Source organism: Streptomyces sp. NPDC048275 (genome assembly GCF_040652275.1).
GTDB lineage: Bacteria > Actinomycetota > Actinomycetes > Streptomycetales > Streptomycetaceae > Streptomyces.
Genome location: NZ_JBEZLR010000048.1, coordinates 46,336 through 69,067 on the forward strand (window position 1 = coordinate 46,336; position 22,732 = coordinate 69,067).

The window sequence follows — 22,732 nt, forward strand, 5'->3', positions numbered from 1 at the left end:
CGCGCGCTCGGGGCACCCGGATGGCCCGCGGTTCACTCGTCCGCCCCGTGGGGCTCGCGCTCATCGGGGCTCCCGTCAACGATCGGCTCATGGCGACCCCGGCCTTTCGGATACCGCGGTCGTTCCTGACCTTCCGTGAAAAAGAGGAGAGGTGTTCCGAATGACCAGCACGGGACGCATATCGCAATCGGCTTTCGACGGCTCCAGGCTGCGGGTGATCCTGCTGCTCGATCTGTACGAAGGGGCCCAGCAGCAATTCCTCGACGCGTACGAACTCATGTGCAACCAGGTCGCGTCCGTTCCCGGTCACATCAGTGACCAGCTCTGCCAGTCCATCGAGAACCCCTCGCAGTGGCTCATCACCAGCGAGTGGGAGAGCGCCCCGCCGTTCCTCGCATGGGTGAACAGCGAAGAGCACGTCGAGACGGTCAGGCCGATGCACAGCTGCGTCCGGGACACCCGGTCGATGCGCTACAGCATCCTTCGGGAGACCAGCCCCAACCAGCCGCGCGGCCCGAAGGCGGCCAAGGCGGGCATGCAGGTGGAGGCCCGCGTGGGCGACGGTGTGGCACGCCACGCCCTCACCTTCACCGTCAAGCCGGGCTCCGAATCGAAGGTCGCCGAGATCCTGGCCGGGTACAGCTCGCCCCAGGCCCAGGTCGACGACACCACGCGGCTGCGTCGCACCTCGCTGTTCATGCACGGCAACCGCGTCGTGCGGGCCGTGGAAGTGGAGGGCGACCTCCTCGCGGCACTGCGCCACGTGGCGCGCCAGCCCGAGGTGCGGGCGGTCGAGGAGGCCATCAACCCGTATCTGGAACAGGACCGGGACCTGACCGACCCCGACTCGGCGCGGGTCTTCTTCACCCGGGCCGCGCTGCCGGCCGTGCACCATGTGGTGTCCGGCCGCAAGGCACCCGCCGACCTGCGGCGGCACGCGCTGTACTACCCGGCCAAGCGTGGCTCGGGAATGGAGCTGGCCCGGTTGCTCGCCCACCAGGACGAGGCCGCGGCCGACGACCCGAAGAGCCCGGTGCACAGCAGCACCGTCTTCCAGCGCGACGACATCGTGGTGCGCCTCATCGACATCGAGGGCGAGCTCGACAGCGACCCTGTCGCCTCCCTCGGTCTCAAGGGCGCCAAGAAGAGCGCGGAGCTGGAGCGCCTCCTCGACGGTGCCGCGATCGGTGTCGAGGGCTCCCTGGGGACGGAACGCAACGTCAACCGCCTCCTGTCGCACGCCGACATGATGCCGATCACCGACCGCAGCTCGGCGGATTCCTGACGGACTACCGCAGCCCGAGTCCGGTCCGTTCCACCCGGACGTCACTGCCACACCCGGAGGTGTCAACCATGATCAAGCAGCATCCACGCATCGTGGACCTGAGCGAAACGGAACCCAACCGCAGACGCGGGGGCGACATCCGGGCCATGCTCACGCCCGCAACGTGCGGCTCCACCAGCGGCTTCATGGGCCTGGCCATCGTCCAGCCCGGCGAGCGCATCGGCGAGCACTACCACCCGTACTCCGAGGAGTTCGTGTACGTCGTCAACGGCGCGCTCGAAGTGGACCTGGACGGCGAGACGCATGCGCTCAAGCCCGATCAGGGTCTCCTGATCCCGATCAACATGCGCCACCGCTTCCGCAACGTCGGCCGTAAGGAAGCGCGCATGGTCTTCCACCTGGGCCCGCTCGCTCCGCGTCCGAGCCTCGGCCACGTCGACACGGAGGTGACCGACGGCACCGCGCCCAGCCCCGAGTTCGCCATCGCCGGGACTGACCTGTCCGCGCCGGACCACGGACAGCCGTCCGAGCGAAGTGGGGCCATAAAGTGACCCGGCGGGTGGCCGTCACCGGCATCGGTGTGGTCGCTCCGGGCGGCACCGGGGCGACGGCGTTCTGGGACCTCCTCACCAACGGCCGTACCGCGACCCGTGGCATCACGCTGTTCGATCCGGCGGGTCTGCGCTCGCGCATAGCCGCCGAATGCGACTTCGACCCTGTCGCGCACGGCCTGGACCCGGAGCTGCGTGACCACGCCGACCGGTACATACAGTTCGCCGTGGTTGCCGCCGCGGAGGCCGTACGCGACTCAGGACTCGACACCGGCCGGGAGGACCCCTGGCGGATCGGAGTCTCCCTGGGCAGCGCCGTCGGCGGCACCACCCGCCTGGAACACGACTACGTCCTGGTCAGCGAAGGAGGGCGGCGCTGGGACGTGGACCACCGCGCCGCCGAACCCCAACTGCACCTGGCGTTCTCGCCCAGCACGCTCGCCTCGGTGGTCGCCGAGCAGTTCGGCGCCCAGGGCCCGGTACAGACCGTCTCCACCGGCTGCACCTCCGGCCTCGACGCGGTCGGCTACGCCTTCCACACCATCGAAGAGGGCAGGGCCGACGTCTGCATCGCCGGGGCGTCGGACTCGCCGATATCACCGATCACCATGGCCTGCTTCGACGCCATCAAGGCGACGTCGCCCAACAACGACGACCCCGAGCATGCCTCCAAGCCCTTCGACGCTCACCGCAACGGCTTCGTCATGGGCGAGGGTGGCGCGGTGCTCGTCCTGGAGGAGTACGAGCACGCCCGTGCCCGTGGGGCGCACGTGTACTGCGAGATCAGCGGCTACGCCACCTACGGCAACGCCTACCACATGACCGGTCTCACCGGTGAAGGGCTGGAGATGGCCCGGGCGATCGACACCACGCTCGACCAGGCCCGCCTCGACCCCTCGCTGATCGACTACGTCAACGCGCACGGCTCGGGCACCCGACAGAACGACCGGCACGAGACCGCAGCGGTGAAGCGGTCCCTGGGCGCCCATGCCTACGACACACCCATGAGCTCCATCAAATCCATGGTGGGGCATTCGCTCGGCGCGATCGGCGCGATCGAGGTCGTCGCCTGCGTCCTCGCTCTGACGCACCAAGTGGTACCGCCGACGGCGAACTACGAGACACCCGACCCCGAGTGCGACCTGGACTACGTGCCGCGCACCGCACGCTCGCGGAAGCTGAAGAACGTGCTCTCCGTCGGCAGCGGATTCGGTGGTTTTCAGTCCGCGGTGCTTCTGACCAGGCCGGGTGGGAGGACACGATGAGCAATCAGCGCCCCCGGCGCGCGGCCATCACCGGGATCGGTGTGATCGCGCCCAACGGATTGCGCGCCGACGCGTACTGGAAGTCCATCAAGGAAGGCCTCGGCGTTCTGGACCGGATCACCCGCGAAGGTTGCGAGCACCTGCCGCTTCGCATCGCGGGCGAGGTCCGGGCCTTCGACGCCGCGGCCCTCATCGAGGAACGCTTCCTGGTCCAGACCGACCGGTTCAGCCACTTCGCCATGGCCGCGGCCGCCCTCGCCCTCGAAGATGCCGGCCTCGGCAGCGGTGACCCCGCTCAGCCGTACGACATCGGCGTGGTCACCGCGGCCGGGTCCGGAGGCGGCGAGTTCGGCCAGCGGGAACTGCAGAAGCTGTGGGGGCAGGGTTCCCGATACGTCGGCCCGTACCAGTCCATCGCCTGGTTCTACGCCGCGAGCACCGGCCAGATCTCCATTCGGAGCGGCTTCAAGGGGCCGTGCGGGGTGGTCGCCAGCGACGAGGCCGGCGGCCTGGACTCCATCGCGCACGCCGCCCGGGGGGTACGGCGTGGCACCGGCGTCGTGGTCGCCGGTTCCGCGGAGGCACCCCTCGCCCCGTACTCGATGGTCTGCCAGCTCGGATACCCCGAGCTCAGCACCGTCGAGGAGCCCGATCACGCCTACCGGCCCTTCACCAAGGAAGCGTGCGGATTCGCACCCGCGGAGGGCGGCGCCATGCTCGTCGTCGAGGACGAGAACCGCGCCCTCGACCGCGGAGCGGACGTCCGGGCCATCGTGGCCGGCCACGGCGCCACCTTCACCGGCGCCTCCCGCTGGGACCGGTCCAGAGAGGGGCTCGCCCACGCGATCCGGGGCGCCCTCGACGAGGCGGGCTGCGCCCCTGAGGACATCGACGTCGTGTTCGCCGATGCCCTGGGCGTACCGGAGGCGGACCGCGCCGAAGCCCTGGCCATCGCCGACGCCCTGGGGGCGCACGGTACCCGCGTACCTGTGACGGCTCCCAAGACCGGAATGGGGCGGGCTTACTGCGCGGCACCCGTGCTGGACACCGCGGCCGCGGTGCTCGCGATGGAGAACGGCCAGGTACCCCCCACTCCCCACGTGTTCGACATCTGCCACGACCTCGATCTGGTGATGTCCAGCGCTCGCCCCGCCGAGCTGCACACGGCCCTGGTCCTCAGCAGGGGACTCATGGGTTCCAACGCGGCGCTGGTAGTGCGCCGCGGTGGTGAATCCGCCCGGTAGGACCGGGCGGGAAGGAGAGCACACATGATCATCGAAGTCACTGTCGACGAACTGGCCAAGCTGATGAAGAAGGCAGCCGGAGTCACCGTCGACCCCCAGGAGCTCAAGCACGCGTCGGACTCCCCCTTCGGCACCCTCGGCCTCGACTCGCTCGGCCTGCTCGGCATCGTCGGCGAGCTGGAGAACCGGTACAGCCGGCCGCTCCCCGTCGACGCGGAGCGCTGCAAGACCCCCCGCGAGTTCCTCGAGCTCGTCAACACCACCCTCAAGACTGGAGCCTGAAAGTGGCAGGACACACCGAGAACAGCATCAGCATCGACGCCCCTCTCGACCTGGTCTGGGACATGACCAACGACATCGAGAACTGGCCGCAGCTCTTCAGCGAGTACGCGTCCGTCGAGGTGCTGTCCCGCGAAGGCGACACGACGACCTTCCGCCTGACCATGCACCCGGACGAGTCCGGGAAGGTCTGGAGCTGGGTCTCGGAACGGATCACGGACCGCAAGGGGCGGACCGTCCGGGCCCGCCGCGTCGAGACGGGACCCTTCGCCCACATGAACATCCTGTGGGAGTACAAGGAGACCGCGGACGGCGTCCACATGCGCTGGGTGCAGGACTTCGCGATGAAGCCCGACGCTCCGGTCGACGACGCCTGGATGACGGACAACATCAACCGCAACTCCCGCACACAGATGGCCCTCATCCGGGACAAGATCGAGCAGGTCGCCCGCGACCGTAGCGTCGCGCCCGTCATGCCTCGCTGATCGCCGGCTCAGGAAGGAAGGACACTCGATGCACCACGCCCTGATCGTCGCTCGTATGGAGCAGGGTTCGGCGCCGGCGATCGCCGACGTGTTCGCCGCTTCCGACCGCGGCGAACTCCCGCACCTGATCGGCGTCAACCGGCGCAGCCTCTTCCAGTTCGGTGACGTGTACCTGCACCTCATCGAAGCCGACAAGGACCCCGCACCCGCCATCGCGAAGGTGGTCGGGCACCCCGAGTTCCGGAGCGTCAGCGAGCAACTGTCGGCGTACGTCAGCGCGTACGACCCGCAGACGTGGCGCAGCCCCAAGGACGCCATGGCGCAGTGCTTCTACCGCTGGGACCGGAACGCCGGTTCCTGAGCGAGCGCCCGGACAAACCCCGAGGCCGCCGGCTCCGCGACAGACGCGGAACCGGCGGCCTCGGGGTTTGCGTTTTCTCCGGCTCAGCCGGGGATGGTGCACTCGAAGGCGTGCAGATACGGGTTGACCGGGCGGACCTCGCCGATGACCAGACCGGCGTCCGTCAGCCGCTCGACCATGCTCTGCCGGGTGTGCTTCGCGCCGCCGACGTTGAGCAGCAGCAGCAGGTCCATGGCCGTCGTGAACTTCATCGACGGGGTGTCGTCCACGAGGTTCTCGATGACGACGACACGAGCGCCGGGCCGCGCCGCCTTCCGGACGTTCGCCAGCGCCCTGCGGGTGCTTTCGTCGTCCCACTCCAGGATGTTCTTGATGATGTACACATCCGCCTGGACCGGGATGTCCTCGCGGCAGTCCCCGGCGACGATACGCACCCGTCCGGCCAGCGAGCCGCCGCTGCGCAGGCGCGGATCGGCGTTCTCCACCACGCCCGGCAGATCGAGCAGCGTGCCGTGCATCTTGGGGTGCTTCTCCAGCAGGCTGACCACGACCTGCCCCTGGCCGCCGCCGATGTCCGCGACCGAGGACACGCCGCCCAGGTCGAGAAGGTTCGCCACGTCCCGCGCCGACTGCTCGCTGGACGTCGTCATGGCGCGGTTGAACACGTACGCCGACTCGGGAGCCTCTTCGTTGAGGTAGTCGAAGAACTCCCTCTCGTACACGTCCTCGAAGACGTTACGTCCGGAGCGGACCGCCTCGTCGAGCTTCGGCCAGACGTTCCACGTCCACGGCTCGGTGCACCACAGGGCGATGTACCGCAGGCTGTGCGGATCGTCCTCGCGCAGCAGCCGGGACATCTCCGTGTGCGCGAAGGTGCCGTCCGGGCGTTCCGTGAAGACCCCCTGGCAGGACAGTGCGCGCAGCAGTCGCCGCAGTGTCCGCGGCTGGGTCTTCACCGCGGCCGCCAGGTCGTCCACGCTCATGGGCGTGTCCTCCAGGGCGTCGGCCACACCCAGGCGGGCGGCCGCGCGTACGGCGGCGGCGCACGCCGCCCCGAAAACGAGCTCCCGCAGCCGCATGGGCGGTGGGGGAGTCTGATCAACGATCGTCATCTGTTGCCTCGCTTCTGCTGTCATGCGGTGTGAGGGGTCCGGGGAGCCGACCGGTCAGCACATGCCGGCGGGCTCGGAGACCCGGCACCAGTTGCCGTGGAAGGTGTTGCTCTTGGTGGTGTCCCGGTTGGCCAGATCGGCCGTGCCGTTGCCCAGCACCACGTTGTCGCGGATCTCGTTGCGCTGGTTGGGGGCACCGACGAAGCTCTTGAACAGCACGATCCCGCCGGACAGCGGGGACTTGCCCTTGTTGCCCTCGACCACGTTCTCCGTCACCAGCGTGTCCTCGGTGCCGGTGAGGACGATCCCCGAGCCCTGCAGGAAGGGCAGCCGGGGGGTCTTGGGACAGTACTTGTTGTTGTCGTGGATGTAGTTCCGGCGCACGTTCAGGTTCCCGGCGCGCGGCTTGGACTCGTCGCCCACGACGAACACCGCGGCGCAGTTTCCCGTGGCTTCGTTGTGATCGACGGTCAGGTTGCGCAGGCGGCGCACCGTGATGCCGATCCGGTTGCCGAGCAGGCGGTTCTGACTGATCACCGCCCCCTTGGAGTCGCGGGCCCCTTCCTCGGTGTCGACCGTGTTGGCCAGGAACACCCCGGCGTCGCCGTTGGACCGCGCGATGTTCTGGCGGAACGCGCCGCGGACGGACCTCTCCTGGGCGAAGCCCCACTGACCGTTCTTCTCGGAGGTCACGCCCCGGACGGTCAGCCGATCGGTTCCGGACGCCCACAGGCCGTTCTTGGCGAAGCCTCTGATGGTCAGTGAGCTCACGGTGACGCGCGCGACGCGCTTCTTGTCGGTTCCGGTCACGCAGATGCCGTGGCCGGCCTTGGCGCACGTGTTCTTGGCGGAGGACTTGGCAGGGACGATGACGGACGGTTGGGTGCCCGAACCACGCAGGGTCAGGTCCGGCACGGTGATGCGGACGCTCTCTCGGTAGGTGCCGGGGGAGAGGACAACGGTGTCCCCCGGTTTCGCGGCGTTCACGGCCTTCTGGATGGATTGGCCGGGGCTTACCCGGTGCACCCTCAGGTGGTCGGTGGACGGTGCGGCAGCGCCGAGTCCCGACGCCACGACGACCGCGGTGCATGCGAGATAGGCCATCTGTTGTTTGGTCATAGGCCGAAGCTATGAGCGGGTGTTCCGGCCCGCCACCGCTGATCACCCAGGTGGGCCGCTTCTGTCGCCCCTGGGAGTGCGAAGGAGTGACGGTTGGTCAGCTCACAGGGGCCTTCCCCGCCTCACTTCGGACTCGGCGATGTCGACCGTCGCGCGCCGTCGCGTACTTCTGATCCCCGCCGGTCGGTGCGTAGCCCAAGTCCTGAGCCAAGCCAGATGCGCGGACACTCGCGTGCACGCGCACCGGTCATCTCCGAGGGCCGGTTAGGACAGTCGGCCCACGTGGGCCAGGGCCTGCTTGAGGAGGGCTCCGTGCCCGCCCGCCATCTCGCCCAGGACCACGTCGGAGGAGGCCTCCTCAGGGCTGAACCACACCAGGTCGAGGGCGTCCTGACGGGGGCGGCAGTCGCCGGTCACCGGGACGATGTAGGCGAGGGACACCGCGTGCTGGCGGGGGTCGTGGAAAGCCGTGACCCCATGCGTCGGGAAGTACTCGGCGACGGTGAAGGGCTGCAGCGAGGCGGGGATTCGGGGCAGCGCCACCGGGCCGAGGTCCTTTTCCAGGTGGCGCAGCAGGGCGTCCCGGACCCGTTCGTGGTGCAGGACCCGGCCGGAGACGAGGGCGCGGCTGACCGTTCCGTCCGGCCCTATGCGCAGCAGTAGCCCGATGAGGGTGACTTCGCCGTTGTCGTCGACTCGGACCGGCACGGCTTCGACGTACAGGATCGGCATGCGTGCCCGTGCCTGGTCGAGCTCGTCGGAGGTCAGCCAGCCGGGCGTGGTCTCGGTCATGTCAGACATTGGGTGATCATACTTTCCCGGCCCGCGGCTTCGCGCGCGCCGTGTGCCGCGCCGGAGGATCGGTGCCGACAGCCGGACGGGCATCGTCGACATGGTCCGCTCCGGCGCGGACGGCTCGGTAGCCGACCACCGTCGGCTCAGTAGGGGAGCAGCCGCCCCGACGGTGTCCTCCGGTCGATCTTCACCTCGCGCCCCGCACTGGGGCGGGGCTTAGGACGAATGCGGATCTGGCGGTTCATGACACCCTCCTCGAACTCGTACGTCCAGCTTCCGCGCCGCCGTGTCCGGGCGCGTCGTGCTCACGGAGGTGCCCGCCCCTCACCCTGAGGAGCAGGCACAGGACCAGGGCGTACTACCAGGGAAGGATGCCGACCCTCACGGCCCCCGCAACGGGAGTTATTCCCGCGCCGCCTTCGCATACTCCGTCGCCGTGCCGCCGGCGAAGTCGTACACCACGGTCTGTTCGTCGCCGACGACCCAGGCGTCGTGTCCGGCCGTGCACAGCCCCTCCACTCCATCGTCTGCCTGTCCACTCGGCTCCGCCATCCGAGTCAGGGGCGGTCCCTCCACCCCGCTCGTGCGCGCGGCGTAGAGGGATAACCCTCGATCGCCCCTCGATTGCCCTCCGTGTGCATGACATGCCTTTGTCAAACTGCCATTCTTCCTCCACCTGTCGCACGGGCCCCACACGGCCCTCCCAGGGGCCCCGCACCGCACTGCTCAGCTCGTCCCGGGCAGCACATCCCGTCTGCCCGGGCTGTCACCGGCCGACAACGCGCGGCCGCAGCAGTAGGAGTACGAGTGAGACGAATCCCCCGTCCGGCGACCGCGGCCGGAGCACTGGCGGCCGCCGCCGCGCTCTTGGCAGTTGGCATACAGACGGTCCCGGCGGCCGCTAAACCCGCCCCCCACCCCAGTCCGCTGCGCACCGGTGGCCTGGAGGCCGAACTCACCCCGGTCCAGCACACCGCACTGCTGAAGAGCGCATCGAAGAAGACCACGGAGACCGCCGACTTCCTCGGTCTGGGGGCGAGGGAGAAACTCGTCGTCAAGGATGTCGTCAAGGACCAGGACGGCACCCTCCACACACGCTACGAGCGCACTTACGCCGGCCTGCCGGTGCTGGGCGGCGACCTGGTCGTGCACACCCCGCCGGCCTCCGTGGCCACCGGCACGGTGAGCAGCACGTTCAACAACAAGCGCACCATCAAGGTCGCCTCCACCGCCGCGACCTTCGCCAAATCGGCCGCGGAGACCAAGGCGCTGAAGGCCGCGAAGGCCCTGGACGCCGAGAAGCCCACCACCGACAGTGCCCGCAAGGTGATCTGGGCGGGCACCGGCACGCCCAAGCTCGCCTGGGAAACGGTCATCGGTGGTTTCCAGGACGACGGCACCCCCAGCCAGCTGCACGTCATCACCGACGCGACCACCGGCGAGAAGCTCTCCGAGTTCCAGGGCATCCAGACCGGCACCGGCAACAGCCAGTACAGCGGTACCGTCACCATCGGCACCACGCTGTCCGGTTCGACGTACCAGCTGAACGACACCACACGCGGCACCCACCGGACGTACAGCCTCAACAACGGCACGTCCGGCACGGGCACCCTGATGACCGACGCCGACGACACCTGGGGCACCGGCTCCGGCTCCAACACCCAGACCGCCGGCGTCGACGCCCACTTCGGCGCGCAGGTGACGTGGGACTTCTACAAGAACACCTTCGGGCGCAGCGGCATCAAGAACGACGGCGTCGCCGCCTACTCCCGTGTCCACTACAGCAGCGCGTACGTCAACGCCTTCTGGGACGACTCCTGCTTCTGCATGACGTACGGCGACGGCAGCGGCGGCACCCACGCCCTCACCTCGCTCGACGTGGCCGGCCACGAGATGACCCACGGCGTCACCTCCAACACCGCGAACCTGAACTACACGGGTGAGTCCGGCGGCCTCAACGAGGCGACCTCCGACATCTTCGGCACCGGCGTGGAGTTCTACGCCAACAACAGCAGTGACGTCGGTGACTACCTCGTCGGCGAGAAGATCGACATCAACGGCGACGGCACCCCGCTGCGTTACATGGACGAGCCCGACAAGGACGGCGGCTCCGCCGACTCCTGGTACTCCGGCATCGGCAACCTGGACGTCCACTACTCCTCGGGCCCGGCGAACCACATGTTCTATCTGCTCTCCGAGGGCAGCGGTACCAAGACCATCAACGGCGTCACCTACAACAGCCCGACCTCCGACGGTGTCGCTGTCGCGGGTATCGGCCGGGCCGCCGCCCTGCAGATCTGGTACAAGGCGCTGACGACGTACATGACGTCCAGCACCAACTACGCGGGCGCCCGTACCGCCGCGCTCAACGCCGCGACCGCGCTGTACGGCGCCAACTCCACCCAGTACGCGGGGGTGGCGAACGCCTTCGCGGGCATCAATGTCGGCGCCCATGTCACTCCGCCGACGAGTGGCGTGACCGTCACCAACCCGGGCAGCCAGTCCTCCACCGTCGGCACCGCGGTGAGCCTGCAGATCTCCGCCAGCAGCACCAACAGCGGCTCGCTGACCTACGCCGCGACCGGACTGCCCACCGGCCTGTCGATCAACGGCTCCACCGGGGCGATCACCGGGACCCCGACCACCGCGGGGACCTACAGCACCACCGTCACGGTCACCGACAGCACCGGCGCCAGTGGCACGGCGTCCTTCACCTGGACCGTCAGCTCCTCCGGCGGCGGTACCTGCACCTCGACGCAACTGCTCGGCAACCCCGGCTTCGAGTCGGGCAACACCACCTGGACCGCCACCAGCGGCGTGATCACCAACTCCAGCAGCCAGGCGGCGCACGGTGGTTCCTACAAGGCCTGGCTGGACGGCTACGGATCGACGCACACCGACACGCTCTCCCAGTCGGTGACGATCCCCAGCGGCTGCAAGGCCAGCTTCACCTTCTGGCTGCACATCGACAGCGCGGAGACAAGCACCAGCACCCAGTACGACAAGCTGACGGTCACCGCCGGATCGACGACCCTGGCGACCTACTCCAACCTCAACAAGGCCACGGGGTACACCCAGAAGACCTTCGACCTGTCCTCGTTCGCCGGTACCACCGTCGCCCTGAAGTTCAGCGGCGTCGAGGACTCCTCCCTCCAGACCAGCTTCGTCGTCGACGACACCGCGGTGACGACCAGCTGATCGGAGCCAACTGACACCTCCGGCACCAGCGGCGAGGTGGGCCACCCGCAAGGATGGCCCACCTCGCGCCGGCCCCCGTATGTTGGCGCCACCCTCCGGCTGAGAAGATCCAGGCGCATCGACAAACAGGGGGGAAGAACCATGACCATCGTCGTGCTGCTCGGCGTCCTGCTGCTCGTCATCGGGGGGTGCGTCTGTGTGGTGTGGGCGGCGAGGGGCGGCCCCCGATGGGTCCGCGTCGTGGCGACCGCGACGCTCGCGGCGGGCGAACTGGTGAGCCGCTCCAACCAGCGCAGTCGCCGTGGTGACGGCGAGGAATGAGCGCCGTGCCACGCTGTGTTCGTGCTCAGAGCTGTGTTCGTGCTCAGAGGGCCTGGAGCCGGGTGAGCAGGAGCAGAGTGTCGGGATCAGGTGAGCGTTTCAGTTCTTGGGCAGGCGCTTCAGGTGGAGGGAGAAGCGCGTGCGATCAGCTGCTGTCGAAGAGACGTCCTACGCGTTCACTACGACCTTTCCGGCGACGGTGCCGGATTCGGCCAGCCGTAGAGCGTCGGCGATGTGGGCGAGCGGCAGCTGCGCGGCGATCTGGGCAGTGACCTCACCGCGCTCAAGTGCCGCGAAGACCTGGGTGAGGTCGGCGCGCAACCGGGCCCGGAACCGGTTCCTGGCCAGGCCCCGCCCGGCCCAGACGTTGAAGAAGTAGGCGCGGCGGCGGTTGGGGAGCGCGTTCCACAGCCACACCCGGCCGAGGAGCTTGAGCACGGGCCACTGCTTGGAGCCTTCGTCGTCCCGGGTGGAGGCGCTGCCGTACGAGACGAGCGTGCCGCCGGGCGCCAGCAGGCGCCAGGAGTCGACGATGCCCCGGCCGCCGACGTGGTCGAAGACGGCGTCCACCCCACCGGGGGCGAGCTCGCGGACGCGCGCGGCGACGTTCTCGGTGCGGTAGTCGACGGGGGTCACGCCCCGTTCCCGCAGGGCGTCGTGGTGGCGGGCGGACGCCGTGCCGATCACCTCCACGCCCGCGGCGTGGGCGAACTGGACCAGAACCGAGCCGACGCCACCATTGGCGCCGTGCACCAGAATGGTCTGTCCCGCCCGGATGCGTGCCTTGCGGTGCAGCATCTGCCAGGCGGTGATGCCGTTGAGCACCAGAGTCTCCGCCTCGGCCGCGCCGATCCCGGCGGGCACCGGCACCGCGTCCGCGGCCTCGACGAGCACATGGCTGGCCCAGCCGCCGACCTTGACCAGTGCGGCCACCCGGGTGCCGGCCAGGCCCGGCTCGACGCCCTCGCCGGTCGCCAGCACCGTGCCGACCAGGTCGTAGCCGGGTACGAAAGGGAACGCCGGCTGGTCGTAGTAGCGGCCGCGGCGCATCTGCTGCTCGGCGAAGGAGACCCCGGTCGCCTCCATCCGGATCACGACCTGGCCCGGGCCCGCGGCGGGGACGGCTCCGTGCCGGATCTGAAGCCCTTCCGGCTCCACCTTGCCCGGCAGGACGACTTCGACGAGTCCTTCGGCGTTCATGACGACCTCCACCGCGTTCCACGTGAGTTACTTGCTTTCGTGTTCGTTAGAAGTTGTAACGCCGCAAGGAAGGCGGAGTCAAGAGCATTCGTGACAACTTCTAACTGAAACTTGAGCATGTAGCCTTGTGGGGGTGGAAGGGGGCAGGCCGTGGCCGTGGCGGAAACGGGTACGACGACCCCGCGCGAGCGCTACCGCGCCCAGGTGCGTACGGAGATCAAGGACCGTGCATGGGAGCAGATCGCCGCGGCGGGGGCTTCCGCGCTCTCCCTCAATGCGATCGCCAAACAGATGGGTCTGAGCGGACCCGCCCTCTACCGGTACTTCGCCGGCCGCGACGAGCTGATCACCGAGCTGATCAGGGACGCGTACCGAAGCCTTGCCGACACCTTCCATGCGGCCGCCGAGTCCGGTGCCGATCTGGCCGCGCTGGCGCACGCCCTTCGCGGATGGGCCCTGGACGACCCCCAGCGGTACTTTCTCCTCTACGGCACGCCCGTCCCCGGCTATCACGCGCCCGACGACGTCACCGCGATCGCCTCCGAGATCATGACGACCTTGCTCGACGCCTGCGCCGTGCTCCCCTTGGGCGGCCCCGCGACGCCGTTCGGCGCGCACCTCGACGGCCACCGGCAGTGGGCGGACGGCCACCCCGTCCCGCCCGAGGCCCTCCACCGTGCCCTGGCCTTCTGGGCCCGGCTGCACGGCGCCCTGTCCCTGGAACTCGCCGGCCACTTCGCCGGGATGGGGTTCGACCCCGCCCTGCTGTTCGCGGCCGAACTGGACGACCTGTCGACGCACTGACCGCACCGCATCCCTGTCCCGCCCGGCGCTCGCCTCCGCAGTGGGGATTTTGGCGCGATTGATTCCCTCGTGGTTGATGCGGGTGTGATTTCGGCGCCGTTTTGAGGTGTTCCCGCTCATGGCGTGACGTTTCCGCAGGCGTGAGGGGGCGCGTGGGCCTACGTGAAATGTGTAGCACGGCGGGGGGTTCACCGGAACGGGATGGTCCGTTTTCCATGCGGATGAGTGGTAGGGATTCCGGCTGGTTTGTTGATGTGTCGGCCAGGAAAAGAAACCTCGCGACGGGTGGGGGATAGGCCGTGCGAACATTCCGATTCGCACCCAGGAATCAATCTCGGGGCCATGGATCACAGGAAATTGGTAGACCACTTAGATGAGTTCGGAATCGTTGATCGGGCTATTGATCGAGCAATTCCTGAATCCCAGGAATTCGGATCTCGGGAACATGAATCGCAGGACGAGGTGCGGCGGAAATTATCCTGGGATGTGATCGCCGGTCATCGGGAGCGACTGATGAGGCTGGTCCGCCGCCGGCTTCCGAATGCTCAGGATGCGGAGGACTGTGTCCAGGAAGCGATGCTCAGGGCGGCCGCTCACGGCAATCTCGACCAGGAGCGGATCGGCCCCTTTCTGACCTCGGTCGCCCTGCGCCTGTGCGTCGACCATTACCGTGAACTGGAGCGAAGGCGACGGCTGTTGCGCCGTGCGGCGGACGTGGGCGGGCCCGAGCTGCCGGACGAGGGCGTGTGCGACCAGGACTTCGGGCGCTGGCTGCTCGATCAGGTCCATCTGCTGCGGGGCCGGGAGCGACAAGTGGTGCTCGCCCGCGCCCATGGAATCTCCACGCTGGAATTCGCGCGCATGCACCAGATCTCGGTCAAAGCGGCCGAAGGGGCTTTCACTCGGGGCCGGGCGCGGCTGCGGCTGGTCTGCGCCAAGGCTCTGGACGGTGCCGCCGCATAACGGATCTCCGCCTTCTTCCCGCGAGTGACGTAAGTCGACGCGGGCATAAAAAACGGCTCCCGAACTCCGGGAGTGCAGGTGAGGGAGAAAGGTTAGTGACCGTGGGCAAGAATAACACCCAGGACACGATCAAGGATTTCATCGGCGATATCGCCGACAGCACCAAGAAGGCGTTCGATGAAATCTTGGACCGAAAAGGAGATGATGCGCATTCCGTGGATTGGCTCACTCCGGGGAATCCGTATCAGGCGCTGAACGGACTTCCCGGCGATGTACTGAGGACGGTGAGCGCTCTTTCCGCCCTCGGTGGTGTGGCGAATCCCGTGGCCGCGCTCGCGAACGCCGCCAACGCCGCGGCCGGAGTCGGCGCGGCCAATCCGCTGGCCGCACTGGCCGGCGCGGCCAATCCGCTCGCGGCCCTCGGGGGCGGCGGCGCGAACCCGCTCGCCGCCCTCGGCGGTGCCGCGGGAGGACTCAATCCGCTGGCCGCGCTGGGACAGGTGGCCGGCGGGGCGACCTCCGCTGTGTCGGGAGCGGCCGACATGGCGGAGGGCCTGGCCGCACTGCCTCGGCAGATCGCCCAGCTCTCCGAGCTCGTCACCTCCCTGGTGAGCGTGTTGGAGGGCGTTCAGGGGGTGGCCGGCGCCGTGACCGGTGCCGGCCGTGCGCCGGCGGCGAGGAAGAGCGGCTGAGCGGCCGCTGACCGGGTCTCACCGGCCGCCACCGGGGCGCGTACCGCTTCACCGCGGGTGAGTGATCGCGCCACATGAGCCATGCGGGTAGGCAACCGCGCCGCATGCGCGAGGTGCGTGGGCGATCGCGCCGCATGACTCATGTGCGTGGGCGATCGCGGCGCATGACCCACGTGTGTGGGCGATCGCGCGCACGACCGACGGAACTCGTCAGGCACAGGAGGTTGTGACACATGGGTGCCATGCTCGGCAATCGGCTCCGGCTGGTTGTGAAGGTACTGGGAAGCCTCGTCGCCGACGAGGTCGGACAGGTGACGCGGGAGCGCCGGTGGCCGGGGCGGGGCCCCCTCTCCCCGGCGGAAGCCGAGGCCTCCGCCGGGGACGGGGCCGCCGAGGACGGGACACGCCGTGCGAAGGCGGTGCGGCACGCCCTGGAAAGTCTCGGCCCGTTCTACGTGAAGCTCGGCCAGATTCTCTCCACCCGGCCCGACATGGTGCCCGCCTCCATGATCGGCGAACTGCAGAATCTCCACGATCAGGTCGACGTCCAGCCCTTCGCCCTCTTCGAGCCCGTGCTCCAGGAGGAGTTGGGAGCGGACTGGAAGCTCCGCTTCGACGACATCGAGACGGTCCGCCCGCTCGGGGCGGCCTCGCTGGCCCAGGTGTACCGGGTGACCCTGCCCGGCGGGCGGCCCGCGGTGGTGAAGATCCAGCGGCCCGGCATCCGGGACACCGTCCGCGCGGACATGGCCCTGATGCGCAAGGCGTCCAGGATCGTCGCCCGTACCGCGCCCCGCTTCAACGAGGTCATCGACGTCGAGGCGATGCTCGGATCCATCTTCGACGCGATGGAACCCGAGCTGGACTTCACCGGCGAGGCCCGCAACATGGACGAGGCCCGCGAGCACATCCGGCGCTATCCGACACTCGACGTCCCCCGGGTCATCCACGCCACCCCCAAGGTGCTGGTCCAGTCGCTGGCCCCCGGCACCTCCGTACGCCACCTCGACCGCCGCTCGTTCAGCGACCGGGAGCGTACGGACATCGGCAAGGACCTGCTGCGCTTCATGTACCGCGGCTACTTCGTCGACCGGATGTTCCACGCCGACCCGCACGCGGGCAACGTCTTCGCGCTGCCCGGCGGACCGGCCACGCTCATCGACTGGGGCATGGTCGGCCGACTCGACCGGCGGACGAGTCTGCAGCTGCTGCCGCTGCTCATGGCCATCGCCCAGAACGACGGCCACGGACTCGCCCGGGCGTGGGCGGACATGGGCCGGGTCACCGCCTGGTCGAACCTGCCCGCGTTCGCCGCCGACATGGCGGCGCTGGTCCCCAAGGTCGCCACGGCCTCCCTCGAGGACATCAACTTCGGGGTGTCCCTGACCACCGTCCTGGAGAAGGCGACCCGGCGGGGCATCGGCTCCGCGCCTGCCATCTCCCTGCTGGGCAAGTCCTTCGCGAACCTGGAGGGTTCGGTGCGCTGTCTGGCGCCGGACATCGCCCTCGCCGAGGTCTTCAAGGCGGAGGCGCGCGGGATCATCCTGGCCCTGATCCGCGAGTACTTCTCCCTGGACCAGGTCGCCCGCAACACGATGGACCTGCTCTCGACCGCCGCGTCCGCACCGGAACAGTGGCGCGGGCTGCTGTCCGACGCCGCCAACCGTCAGCTCGCCTTCCAGCTCCACGAGCCGCACACACCCGCGTCCATGGGCGGGCAGCGGCCCTGGTCGCCGTCGCGCGGCCTGCTGGCGCTGGGCGCCGCGGCCCTGTTGTTCGACCGCCGGCGGGCACCCCGCTGACGCCTCACGTCGAACTGATCACCCGTCATGAACCCTACCCACAAAGGAAGAATCACCCATGCCCATGCAGCAGCACGACACGCAGCGCTCCTTGGACGGAGTCTCGGAGACGGCTCTGTGGACCGTACGCATGCGGGCCCAGGAATCCGCGCGGGCGGACGCGCTCTTCGACGACACTCTCGCGGCCGAGTTCCTGGACGCCGCCGGGGCGGCCGGTGCCCCGCCGGGAGCCGGCGTCCTGCAGAAGGTGTTGCCCGACTGGCTGGCCGTGCGCACCCGCTTCTTCGACGACCACCTGCTCTCCGTGACGCGGGGCGGGTGCGAGCAAGTGGTCCTGCTGGGATCGGGGCTGGACACCCGGGCGTACCGGCTCGACTGGCCCACCGCGACGCAGGTCTTCGAGGTCGATCTACCGGCCGTACAGGCCTTCAAGGACCGGGTCCTCGCGGGGCGCGCCCCGGACGTCGCCCGGCGCACCACCGTCTCCGCCGACCTGCTGGGCGACTGGCGTGGCGCGCTGCTCGCCGCCGGCTTCGACCCGGGCCGTCCCACCGCCTGGCTGTGCGAGGGGCTGCTCTTCTACCTCCCGCCGGAGGCGGTGGAGAGCCTGATCGGCACGGCGAGCGAGCTGTCCGCGCCGGGCAGCACCCTCGGCGCCGAGTGCCTGAACGCCGACACCGCCGACTCGCCGTTCGTGAAGCCCTGGCTGGAGGCGCTGTCAGGCTCGGGGACGCCGTGGGTGTGGCATCTCGCGGACGCGGAGCGCTGGTGGGGCGGGTACGGGTGGCAGGCGCGAGTCGCGGACCTGCTGGCGCTGCCGTACGCCGTCGAGCGGTTCGCCCCGCATCTGGCGGCGTTCGCGGGGGTCGAGAAGGACGCCATGATCCTGGTCACGGCCGAGATCCCGGCCGGCGGGCGGTGACCGTGGACGGCCACAACCTCTGCCAGACCCCCACCACTTACCGGCTCCTACGACTCGAGTACCTGCTCGGGCTGCTGGTGGCCGCCGGATTCTTCCTCGTACACCTGGCCGAGGTGCGGTGGTGGGTCGCCGTCGCCCTCTTCGCCTACGTCGACCTCATCGGCTATCTGCCGGGCGCGATCGCCTATCACCGCAGCCCCGACAGACAGGTCTCCCGCGTCTACTACGTGCTCTACAACACCATGCACAGCCTGAGCGTGCAGGGCGCGGTCCTCGGCGCCTGGGTCCTGCTGTACGGCTGGGAGTGGGCGCTGCTGGTACTGCCGATCCATCTCTTCGGCGACCGCGCGCTGTTCGGCAACTTCGCCAAATCGTTCACCGTGTCCTTCGAGCCGGTTCCGCACCCTTCTGTCCAGGGCGCGCTGCGGGACTTCGCGACCGTGCCCTGGCACGAGGCGGCAGTACGGTGAGCGCCCCGCAGGCACTCGCCGACACGCAGGCGTACGAGATGCTGTGCCGGCACGGCAGCCACAGCAGCGCCTTCCTCGCCATGAACAGCGGGAACCGACGCTTCCACACGGACGGTGTCGACGGCTTCGTCCCCTACCGGGAGGCGGGCCGACGGCATCTGTTCCAACTGGGCGGTCCGGTCTGCGCGCCCCAGGACCGGTCGCGGCTGCTGGACGCGCTGCTCGTGCGGGCCGGGAACGAGCGACGCCGGGTCGCCGCCGTACAGCTCTCCCGCTCCCAAGCCGAACTGCACGCCGGACACGACTTCGTCGTCAACCAGTTCGGCGCCTCCTTCAGCATCGCGCTGGACGGCTACAGCCTGGGCGGCCAGCGCATGGTCAAGGTGCGCAACATGGTCAACCGGGCCCGCAGGGAAGGAGTCACGGCCACCGAAGTGCCCGCGGGGGAGCAGGACGGCGCGGCCCTCGACGCGGTGGACGGGGCCTGGCTGCGGGCGAAGGGCCGCCACGTCAAGGAACTCGAGTTCCTCATCGGCGAACGCGGCGGCCCTGGCGCCCCGCACCGGCGCCTGTTCATCGCCGTCCACGAAGGACAGACCGTCGGTTACGTCTCCTACTCGCCCGTGTTCGGTGCGCGGGCCGGATGGCTGTACGACCTGACGCGGCGGCTGCCGGACGCCCCGCCCGGCACGGTGGAGCTGATGTTCGCCACCGCTCTGCGCCAGTTCCAGGACGAGGGATGCGGCTGGCTGCACCTCGGCTTCACCCCGTTCGTCCAGCTCCGCCCGGACGCGGCCGCGCCCGGCCCGACCAGCCGCCTGCTGCACCGGTGCGTGGAGCTCCTGGCGGCCAAGGGGCGGGCCATCTACCCGGCGGCCGCCCAGGAGTCCTTCAAGCTCAAGTGGCGCCCGCAGCTCATCGAACCGGAGTACCTGGCGTTCCAGGGCGGGGTGAGCCCCGGTGCCGTCTGGCGGCTGATGCGCCTCACCAAGTCGGTCTGAGCACCCGCAGCAGTTTCTGAGCACCCGTAGCAAGGTCAAGACGCAGAGAGGCTGAGATGACCACGTACATGTCCAGGATCCCGGCGGAGGCCGACCGGCACCGCGCCCCGAGTCTGCTGGAAGGCGCGCTGTCCACCGACCTGACACCGGAGGGCTGCGACCTCGGCTACTGGTTCCGCGCCGTGCCGGAAGGCACCCTCGGAGGCGACCCGATGGGCCGCTCCGCGGACGTACCCGTACCCGCCCACATGATGGTCGACGGGCCACTGCGCCAGGCCGTCATGCAGGAACTGGCCTTCCGCTCGATGGCGGAGGAGAAGGCGGCCCGCGCCATCTCCTTCCTGGTCGCGTACGCCCCCGACCTCGCCGGGATGGACTTCTACACCTCCCAGCTGATGGACGAGGCCCGCCACGCCTACGCCTTCCGCGGCCATCTGCTCGAACTGGGCACACCGGAGCAAGAGTTGGAAGCCACCATGGAGTCGCTGGCCGGGGCCGACCGGGACGCGATCCTGACGCCCCTGGAGGAATTCGGGCTCTCGGTCATGGAGAAGGACCGCGACTACATCGGCGGCGTGATCACCCTGACCGTCCTGGTCGAAGGGGTCCTCGCGCCCACCGCCGAACTGAGCGAACGCAAGTGGCGCCCCTTCGACCCGCCCGCCGCCGAGATCGAACGGGCCGCGGGCATCGACGAGATCCGGCATCTGTCCGTGGGCACCACGATCGTCCGGCGCCATGTCCGAAGCCATCCCGAGGAGCTGGACCGGATCAGGGAACTGGTCGCACGCGGCAGCGAGTTGTGGGCCCGGCTCCCGGTGCAGGAACTGACCTTCCGGCGCGAACAGCTCTACCAGCAGGGCCTGGAGCAGCACCGCGACCTCGCCGGCGACTACGAACTGTGGCCGGGCCGCCGCCTGGTCGACACCACCGCCGAGGAACGGATGCTCGCCGCCGCGGAATGGGCGCGCGCCACTCAGGAGGCACGGCTCGCCGACATGGGCCTGACCCCCTGAGCAGCCCGCGCGCTTTCGCCAACGTCCCCCAACGAAAGGGTCGGTGATACACCGATGACCGACAGCCCGGCAGTCAACTCCTCACCGCATGAACCCGCCGCGCAGGACGAGGACTTCCGCGAACTGACCCGCCGCGTCCTGGCCGCCGGACTCATGCGTCCCCGCAAGGGCCAGTACGTGACCGGGATCGCGGTGGTCTGGCTGATGAACGCCCTCGGCTGGGCGGCGCTGGCGCTGTCCGGCGGCACCTGGTGGAAGGTGGTCCTGGCGGCGGTTTGGCTCGCCGTCTGGCACGAGCAGCTCGCCTTCCTGGTGCACGACGCCGGGCACCGCCAGATCACCCGGTCCCGGAAGTACATCCAGGCGCTCGGACTGATCCACGGCAACCTGATGCTCGGGATCTGCTTCGGCTGGTGGGTGCAGCATCACAACCGCCACCACAACCACCCCAACCACCTGGAACTCGACCCGGACATCCTGCGCCGAGTGGCGATCTTCGCCCCCGAACAGGCCCAGGACCGCAAGGGATTCGCCCGCTTCCTCGCCGCCAACCAGCGGTATCTCTTCTTCCCGCTGCTGGGCCTGGAGGCCGTGGTCCTGCGGATCGCCGGGGTCATCGCCCTGCGTCGGCGGGCCATCCGCCGACCCCTCCTGGAGGGCGGCCTGATGGTGCTGCACGCGGTGCTCTTCTTCGGCGCGCTCTTCCTGCTCCTGCCGTGGCCGACCGTGTTGCTGTTCCTGGCAGTGCACCAGGTTCTCCTCGGCTATCTGCTCGGCCTCGCCTTCGCCGTCAACCACAAGGGTCTGCCGACCCGGGTGGGCCAGGAGTGGAGCTGGCTGGAGCGCCAGGTCCTCACCTCGCGCACCCTGCCCACCGGCTACCTCGGGGACTTCTTCTACGGCGGCCTCAACTACCAGATCGAGCACCACCTGTTCCCCGGCATGCCCAGGTCGGCACTGCGGCGCGCGTATCCCCTCGTCAAGCAGTTCTGCGTCGAGCGGGAGATCGCGTACGTCGAGACGGGCGTCCTGGAGTCGTACCGCGACCTCGCGGAGCATCTCGGCTCCGCGAGCGAAGTTCTCCGTGGCACCACGGCCACGGCCTGAGAGAGAGGAACCCGAAACAGTGATGTTCTCAGTGAAAGCGAAGACGTCTGCCCGCTCGACCCGCCGCGGCAGGAGGGTGGCGCCGGCAGCCGCCGTCCTCGCGGCGGGGACGGCGCTCGTCGCCCCCGCCGCCGCCCAGGCCGAACCGGCCGGGCTACGGGCGGCCCCTGTCCCCGACCTGGTGTGCCGTCTCGATGCCGAGGTGAACTTCAGTCCGCCGCTCTCCTTCCGGGTCAGGGAGGCCCAGGTGACCGGGCACATCGGGTACAAGGACTGCCGCTCGCCCAGCGGGGCGGCTCCGGAGCTGACCGACATCGTCTTCGACGTCGTCGGCACCGGCAGATTCGGTGTGCTGCCGCCGACCTTCTCCGTGGAGGGTAATGGCGTGGGCACGTGGAACACCGGCGACGTCGGCAGCCTCTACTTCAAGGGCGACCTCAAGGAGGGCAGCCCTGTCCCCGACCGCACGGTGACGAGTGGACCGCTCGCCGGTGACGGGATCAACGGTCTGCAGATCCCCAAGCCCCGGTTCGACAAGATCGACCCGGACGGTGTCGCGGGCTTCGACGTCTTCGGCCAGGTGTGCTTCTGGCCCGGTGAGAAGGGCCGGTGCACGGCGTTCTGAGCCGACGAAATGTGAGGGGGTGGTGCGGGCCTCATGACGACATCCCCGGCCTGGAGTCGGCGCCAGGTTCCCTGCCCGACCCCGATGACGTGCTGCCGTGGTGCTACGGGGTGGC

At 69.2% G+C, this 22,732-nt stretch carries 23 protein-coding genes and 1 pseudogene; 19 read left to right on the plus strand and 5 right to left on the minus strand.

The window, feature by feature from the left end:
• Positions 1-160: 160 nt before the first annotated feature.
• The 7 genes from AB0D57_RS26200 (at position 161) to AB0D57_RS26230 (ending at position 5,470) form a co-directional block, all read left to right on the plus strand.
• Positions 161-1,285 (plus strand): SchA/CurD-like domain-containing protein, encoded by a 1,125-nt coding sequence (locus tag AB0D57_RS26200; protein ID WP_362077670.1) that lies wholly within the window; start codon positions 161-163, stop codon positions 1,283-1,285.
• A gap of 68 nt (positions 1,286-1,353) precedes the next feature.
• Positions 1,354-1,836, plus strand: a complete 483-nt coding sequence (locus tag AB0D57_RS26205) for a cupin domain-containing protein (protein WP_362077673.1) — start codon at positions 1,354-1,356, stop codon at positions 1,834-1,836.
• Positions 1,833-3,101 carry a beta-ketoacyl-[acyl-carrier-protein] synthase family protein gene (locus AB0D57_RS26210; RefSeq protein ID WP_362077676.1) on the plus strand — a complete coding sequence of 423 codons (1,269 nt, stop codon included), beginning with the start codon at positions 1,833-1,835 and terminating at the stop codon, positions 3,099-3,101. The genes AB0D57_RS26205 and AB0D57_RS26210 overlap by 4 nt, the downstream gene beginning before the upstream one ends.
• A complete protein-coding gene (locus tag AB0D57_RS26215; protein WP_362077679.1) occupies positions 3,098-4,345 on the plus strand; it encodes a ketosynthase chain-length factor in 1,248 nt (415 codons plus the stop codon). Before AB0D57_RS26210 ends, AB0D57_RS26215 begins: the two co-directional genes overlap by 4 nt.
• Positions 4,346-4,369: 24 nt before the next feature.
• Positions 4,370-4,627: a phosphopantetheine-binding protein gene (locus AB0D57_RS26220; RefSeq protein ID WP_362077682.1), complete on the plus strand. Its 258-nt coding sequence runs from the start codon at positions 4,370-4,372 to the stop codon at positions 4,625-4,627.
• A gap of 2 nt (positions 4,628-4,629) precedes the next feature.
• Positions 4,630-5,109, plus strand: coding sequence for an SRPBCC family protein (locus AB0D57_RS26225; RefSeq protein WP_362077685.1), 480 nt, complete (start codon positions 4,630-4,632; stop codon positions 5,107-5,109).
• A 28-nt stretch (positions 5,110-5,137) separates the two neighbouring features.
• A complete protein-coding gene (locus AB0D57_RS26230) occupies positions 5,138-5,470 on the plus strand; it encodes a TcmI family type II polyketide cyclase (protein ID WP_362077688.1) in 333 nt (110 codons plus the stop codon).
• Positions 5,471-5,553: 83 nt separating this feature from the next.
• Here AB0D57_RS26230 and AB0D57_RS26235 read toward each other — a convergent pair whose 3' ends face one another.
• From AB0D57_RS26235 to AB0D57_RS26250, 4 genes and pseudogenes are all read right to left on the minus strand, one after another.
• Positions 5,554-6,582, minus strand: a complete 1,029-nt coding sequence (locus tag AB0D57_RS26235; protein WP_362077691.1) for a methyltransferase — start codon at positions 6,580-6,582, stop codon at positions 5,554-5,556.
• 54 nt (positions 6,583-6,636) lie between these two features.
• The gene (locus AB0D57_RS26240) at positions 6,637-7,701 is read right to left on the minus strand and encodes a right-handed parallel beta-helix repeat-containing protein (RefSeq protein ID WP_362077694.1); all 1,065 of its coding nucleotides are present in this window, start codon (positions 7,699-7,701) and stop codon (positions 6,637-6,639) included.
• Between the two features lie 264 nt (positions 7,702-7,965).
• Positions 7,966-8,493 carry an NUDIX hydrolase family protein gene (locus AB0D57_RS26245; protein WP_362077739.1) on the minus strand — a complete coding sequence of 176 codons (528 nt, stop codon included), beginning with the start codon at positions 8,491-8,493 and terminating at the stop codon, positions 7,966-7,968.
• Positions 8,494-8,898: 405 nt separating this feature from the next.
• Positions 8,899-9,006, minus strand: a pseudogene (locus AB0D57_RS26250) (cupin); the annotation flags it as partial.
• A gap of 297 nt (positions 9,007-9,303) precedes the next feature.
• On the opposite strand from AB0D57_RS26250, the gene AB0D57_RS26255 reads away from it, so the two are divergent.
• Both AB0D57_RS26255 and AB0D57_RS26260 read left to right on the plus strand, forming a co-directional pair.
• On the plus strand, positions 9,304-11,694 hold the full coding sequence (locus AB0D57_RS26255) for a M4 family metallopeptidase (protein WP_362077697.1): 2,391 nt from the start codon (positions 9,304-9,306) through the stop codon (positions 11,692-11,694).
• 141 nt (positions 11,695-11,835) lie between these two features.
• Entirely contained in the window at positions 11,836-12,015 is a 180-nt protein-coding gene (locus AB0D57_RS26260; RefSeq protein ID WP_362077700.1) for a hypothetical protein, read from the plus strand.
• Between the two features lie 168 nt (positions 12,016-12,183).
• On the opposite strand, the gene AB0D57_RS26265 is transcribed toward AB0D57_RS26260, so the two are convergent.
• Entirely contained in the window at positions 12,184-13,215 is a 1,032-nt protein-coding gene (locus AB0D57_RS26265; protein ID WP_362077703.1) for a medium chain dehydrogenase/reductase family protein, read from the minus strand.
• Positions 13,216-13,371: 156 nt separating this feature from the next.
• Here AB0D57_RS26265 and AB0D57_RS26270 point away from each other — a divergent pair, with 156 nt between their 5' ends.
• The 10 genes from AB0D57_RS26270 (at position 13,372) to AB0D57_RS26315 (ending at position 22,617) form a co-directional block, all read left to right on the plus strand.
• Complete coding sequence (locus AB0D57_RS26270) at positions 13,372-14,019, plus strand: TetR/AcrR family transcriptional regulator (protein ID WP_362077743.1); 648 nt, start codon at positions 13,372-13,374, stop codon at positions 14,017-14,019.
• Positions 14,020-14,532: 513 nt separating this feature from the next.
• Complete coding sequence (locus AB0D57_RS26275; RefSeq protein WP_362077706.1) at positions 14,533-14,982, plus strand: sigma-70 family RNA polymerase sigma factor; 450 nt, start codon at positions 14,533-14,535, stop codon at positions 14,980-14,982.
• A 95-nt stretch (positions 14,983-15,077) separates the two neighbouring features.
• Complete coding sequence (locus AB0D57_RS26280; RefSeq protein WP_362077709.1) at positions 15,078-15,674, plus strand: hypothetical protein; 597 nt, start codon at positions 15,078-15,080, stop codon at positions 15,672-15,674.
• 233 nt (positions 15,675-15,907) lie between these two features.
• On the plus strand, positions 15,908-17,476 hold the full coding sequence (locus AB0D57_RS26285) for an AarF/UbiB family protein (RefSeq protein ID WP_362077712.1): 1,569 nt from the start codon (positions 15,908-15,910) through the stop codon (positions 17,474-17,476).
• A gap of 58 nt (positions 17,477-17,534) precedes the next feature.
• A complete protein-coding gene (locus AB0D57_RS26290) occupies positions 17,535-18,398 on the plus strand; it encodes an SAM-dependent methyltransferase (RefSeq protein WP_362077715.1) in 864 nt (287 codons plus the stop codon).
• Between the two features lie 2 nt (positions 18,399-18,400).
• Positions 18,401-18,868 (plus strand): hypothetical protein, encoded by a 468-nt coding sequence (locus AB0D57_RS26295; protein WP_362077718.1) that lies wholly within the window; start codon positions 18,401-18,403, stop codon positions 18,866-18,868.
• On the plus strand, positions 18,865-19,869 hold the full coding sequence (locus AB0D57_RS26300) for a DUF2156 domain-containing protein (protein WP_362077721.1): 1,005 nt from the start codon (positions 18,865-18,867) through the stop codon (positions 19,867-19,869). The genes AB0D57_RS26295 and AB0D57_RS26300 overlap by 4 nt, the downstream gene beginning before the upstream one ends.
• 56 nt (positions 19,870-19,925) lie before the next feature.
• Positions 19,926-20,885: a VlmB-like protein gene (locus AB0D57_RS26305; protein WP_362077724.1), complete on the plus strand. Its 960-nt coding sequence runs from the start codon at positions 19,926-19,928 to the stop codon at positions 20,883-20,885.
• 54 nt (positions 20,886-20,939) lie between these two features.
• Positions 20,940-21,992, plus strand: a complete 1,053-nt coding sequence (locus AB0D57_RS26310) for an acyl-CoA desaturase (RefSeq protein WP_362077727.1) — start codon at positions 20,940-20,942, stop codon at positions 21,990-21,992.
• Between the two features lie 76 nt (positions 21,993-22,068).
• Positions 22,069-22,617, plus strand: a complete 549-nt coding sequence (locus AB0D57_RS26315) for a hypothetical protein (RefSeq protein ID WP_362077730.1) — start codon at positions 22,069-22,071, stop codon at positions 22,615-22,617.
• Positions 22,618-22,732: the final 115 nt, after the last annotated feature.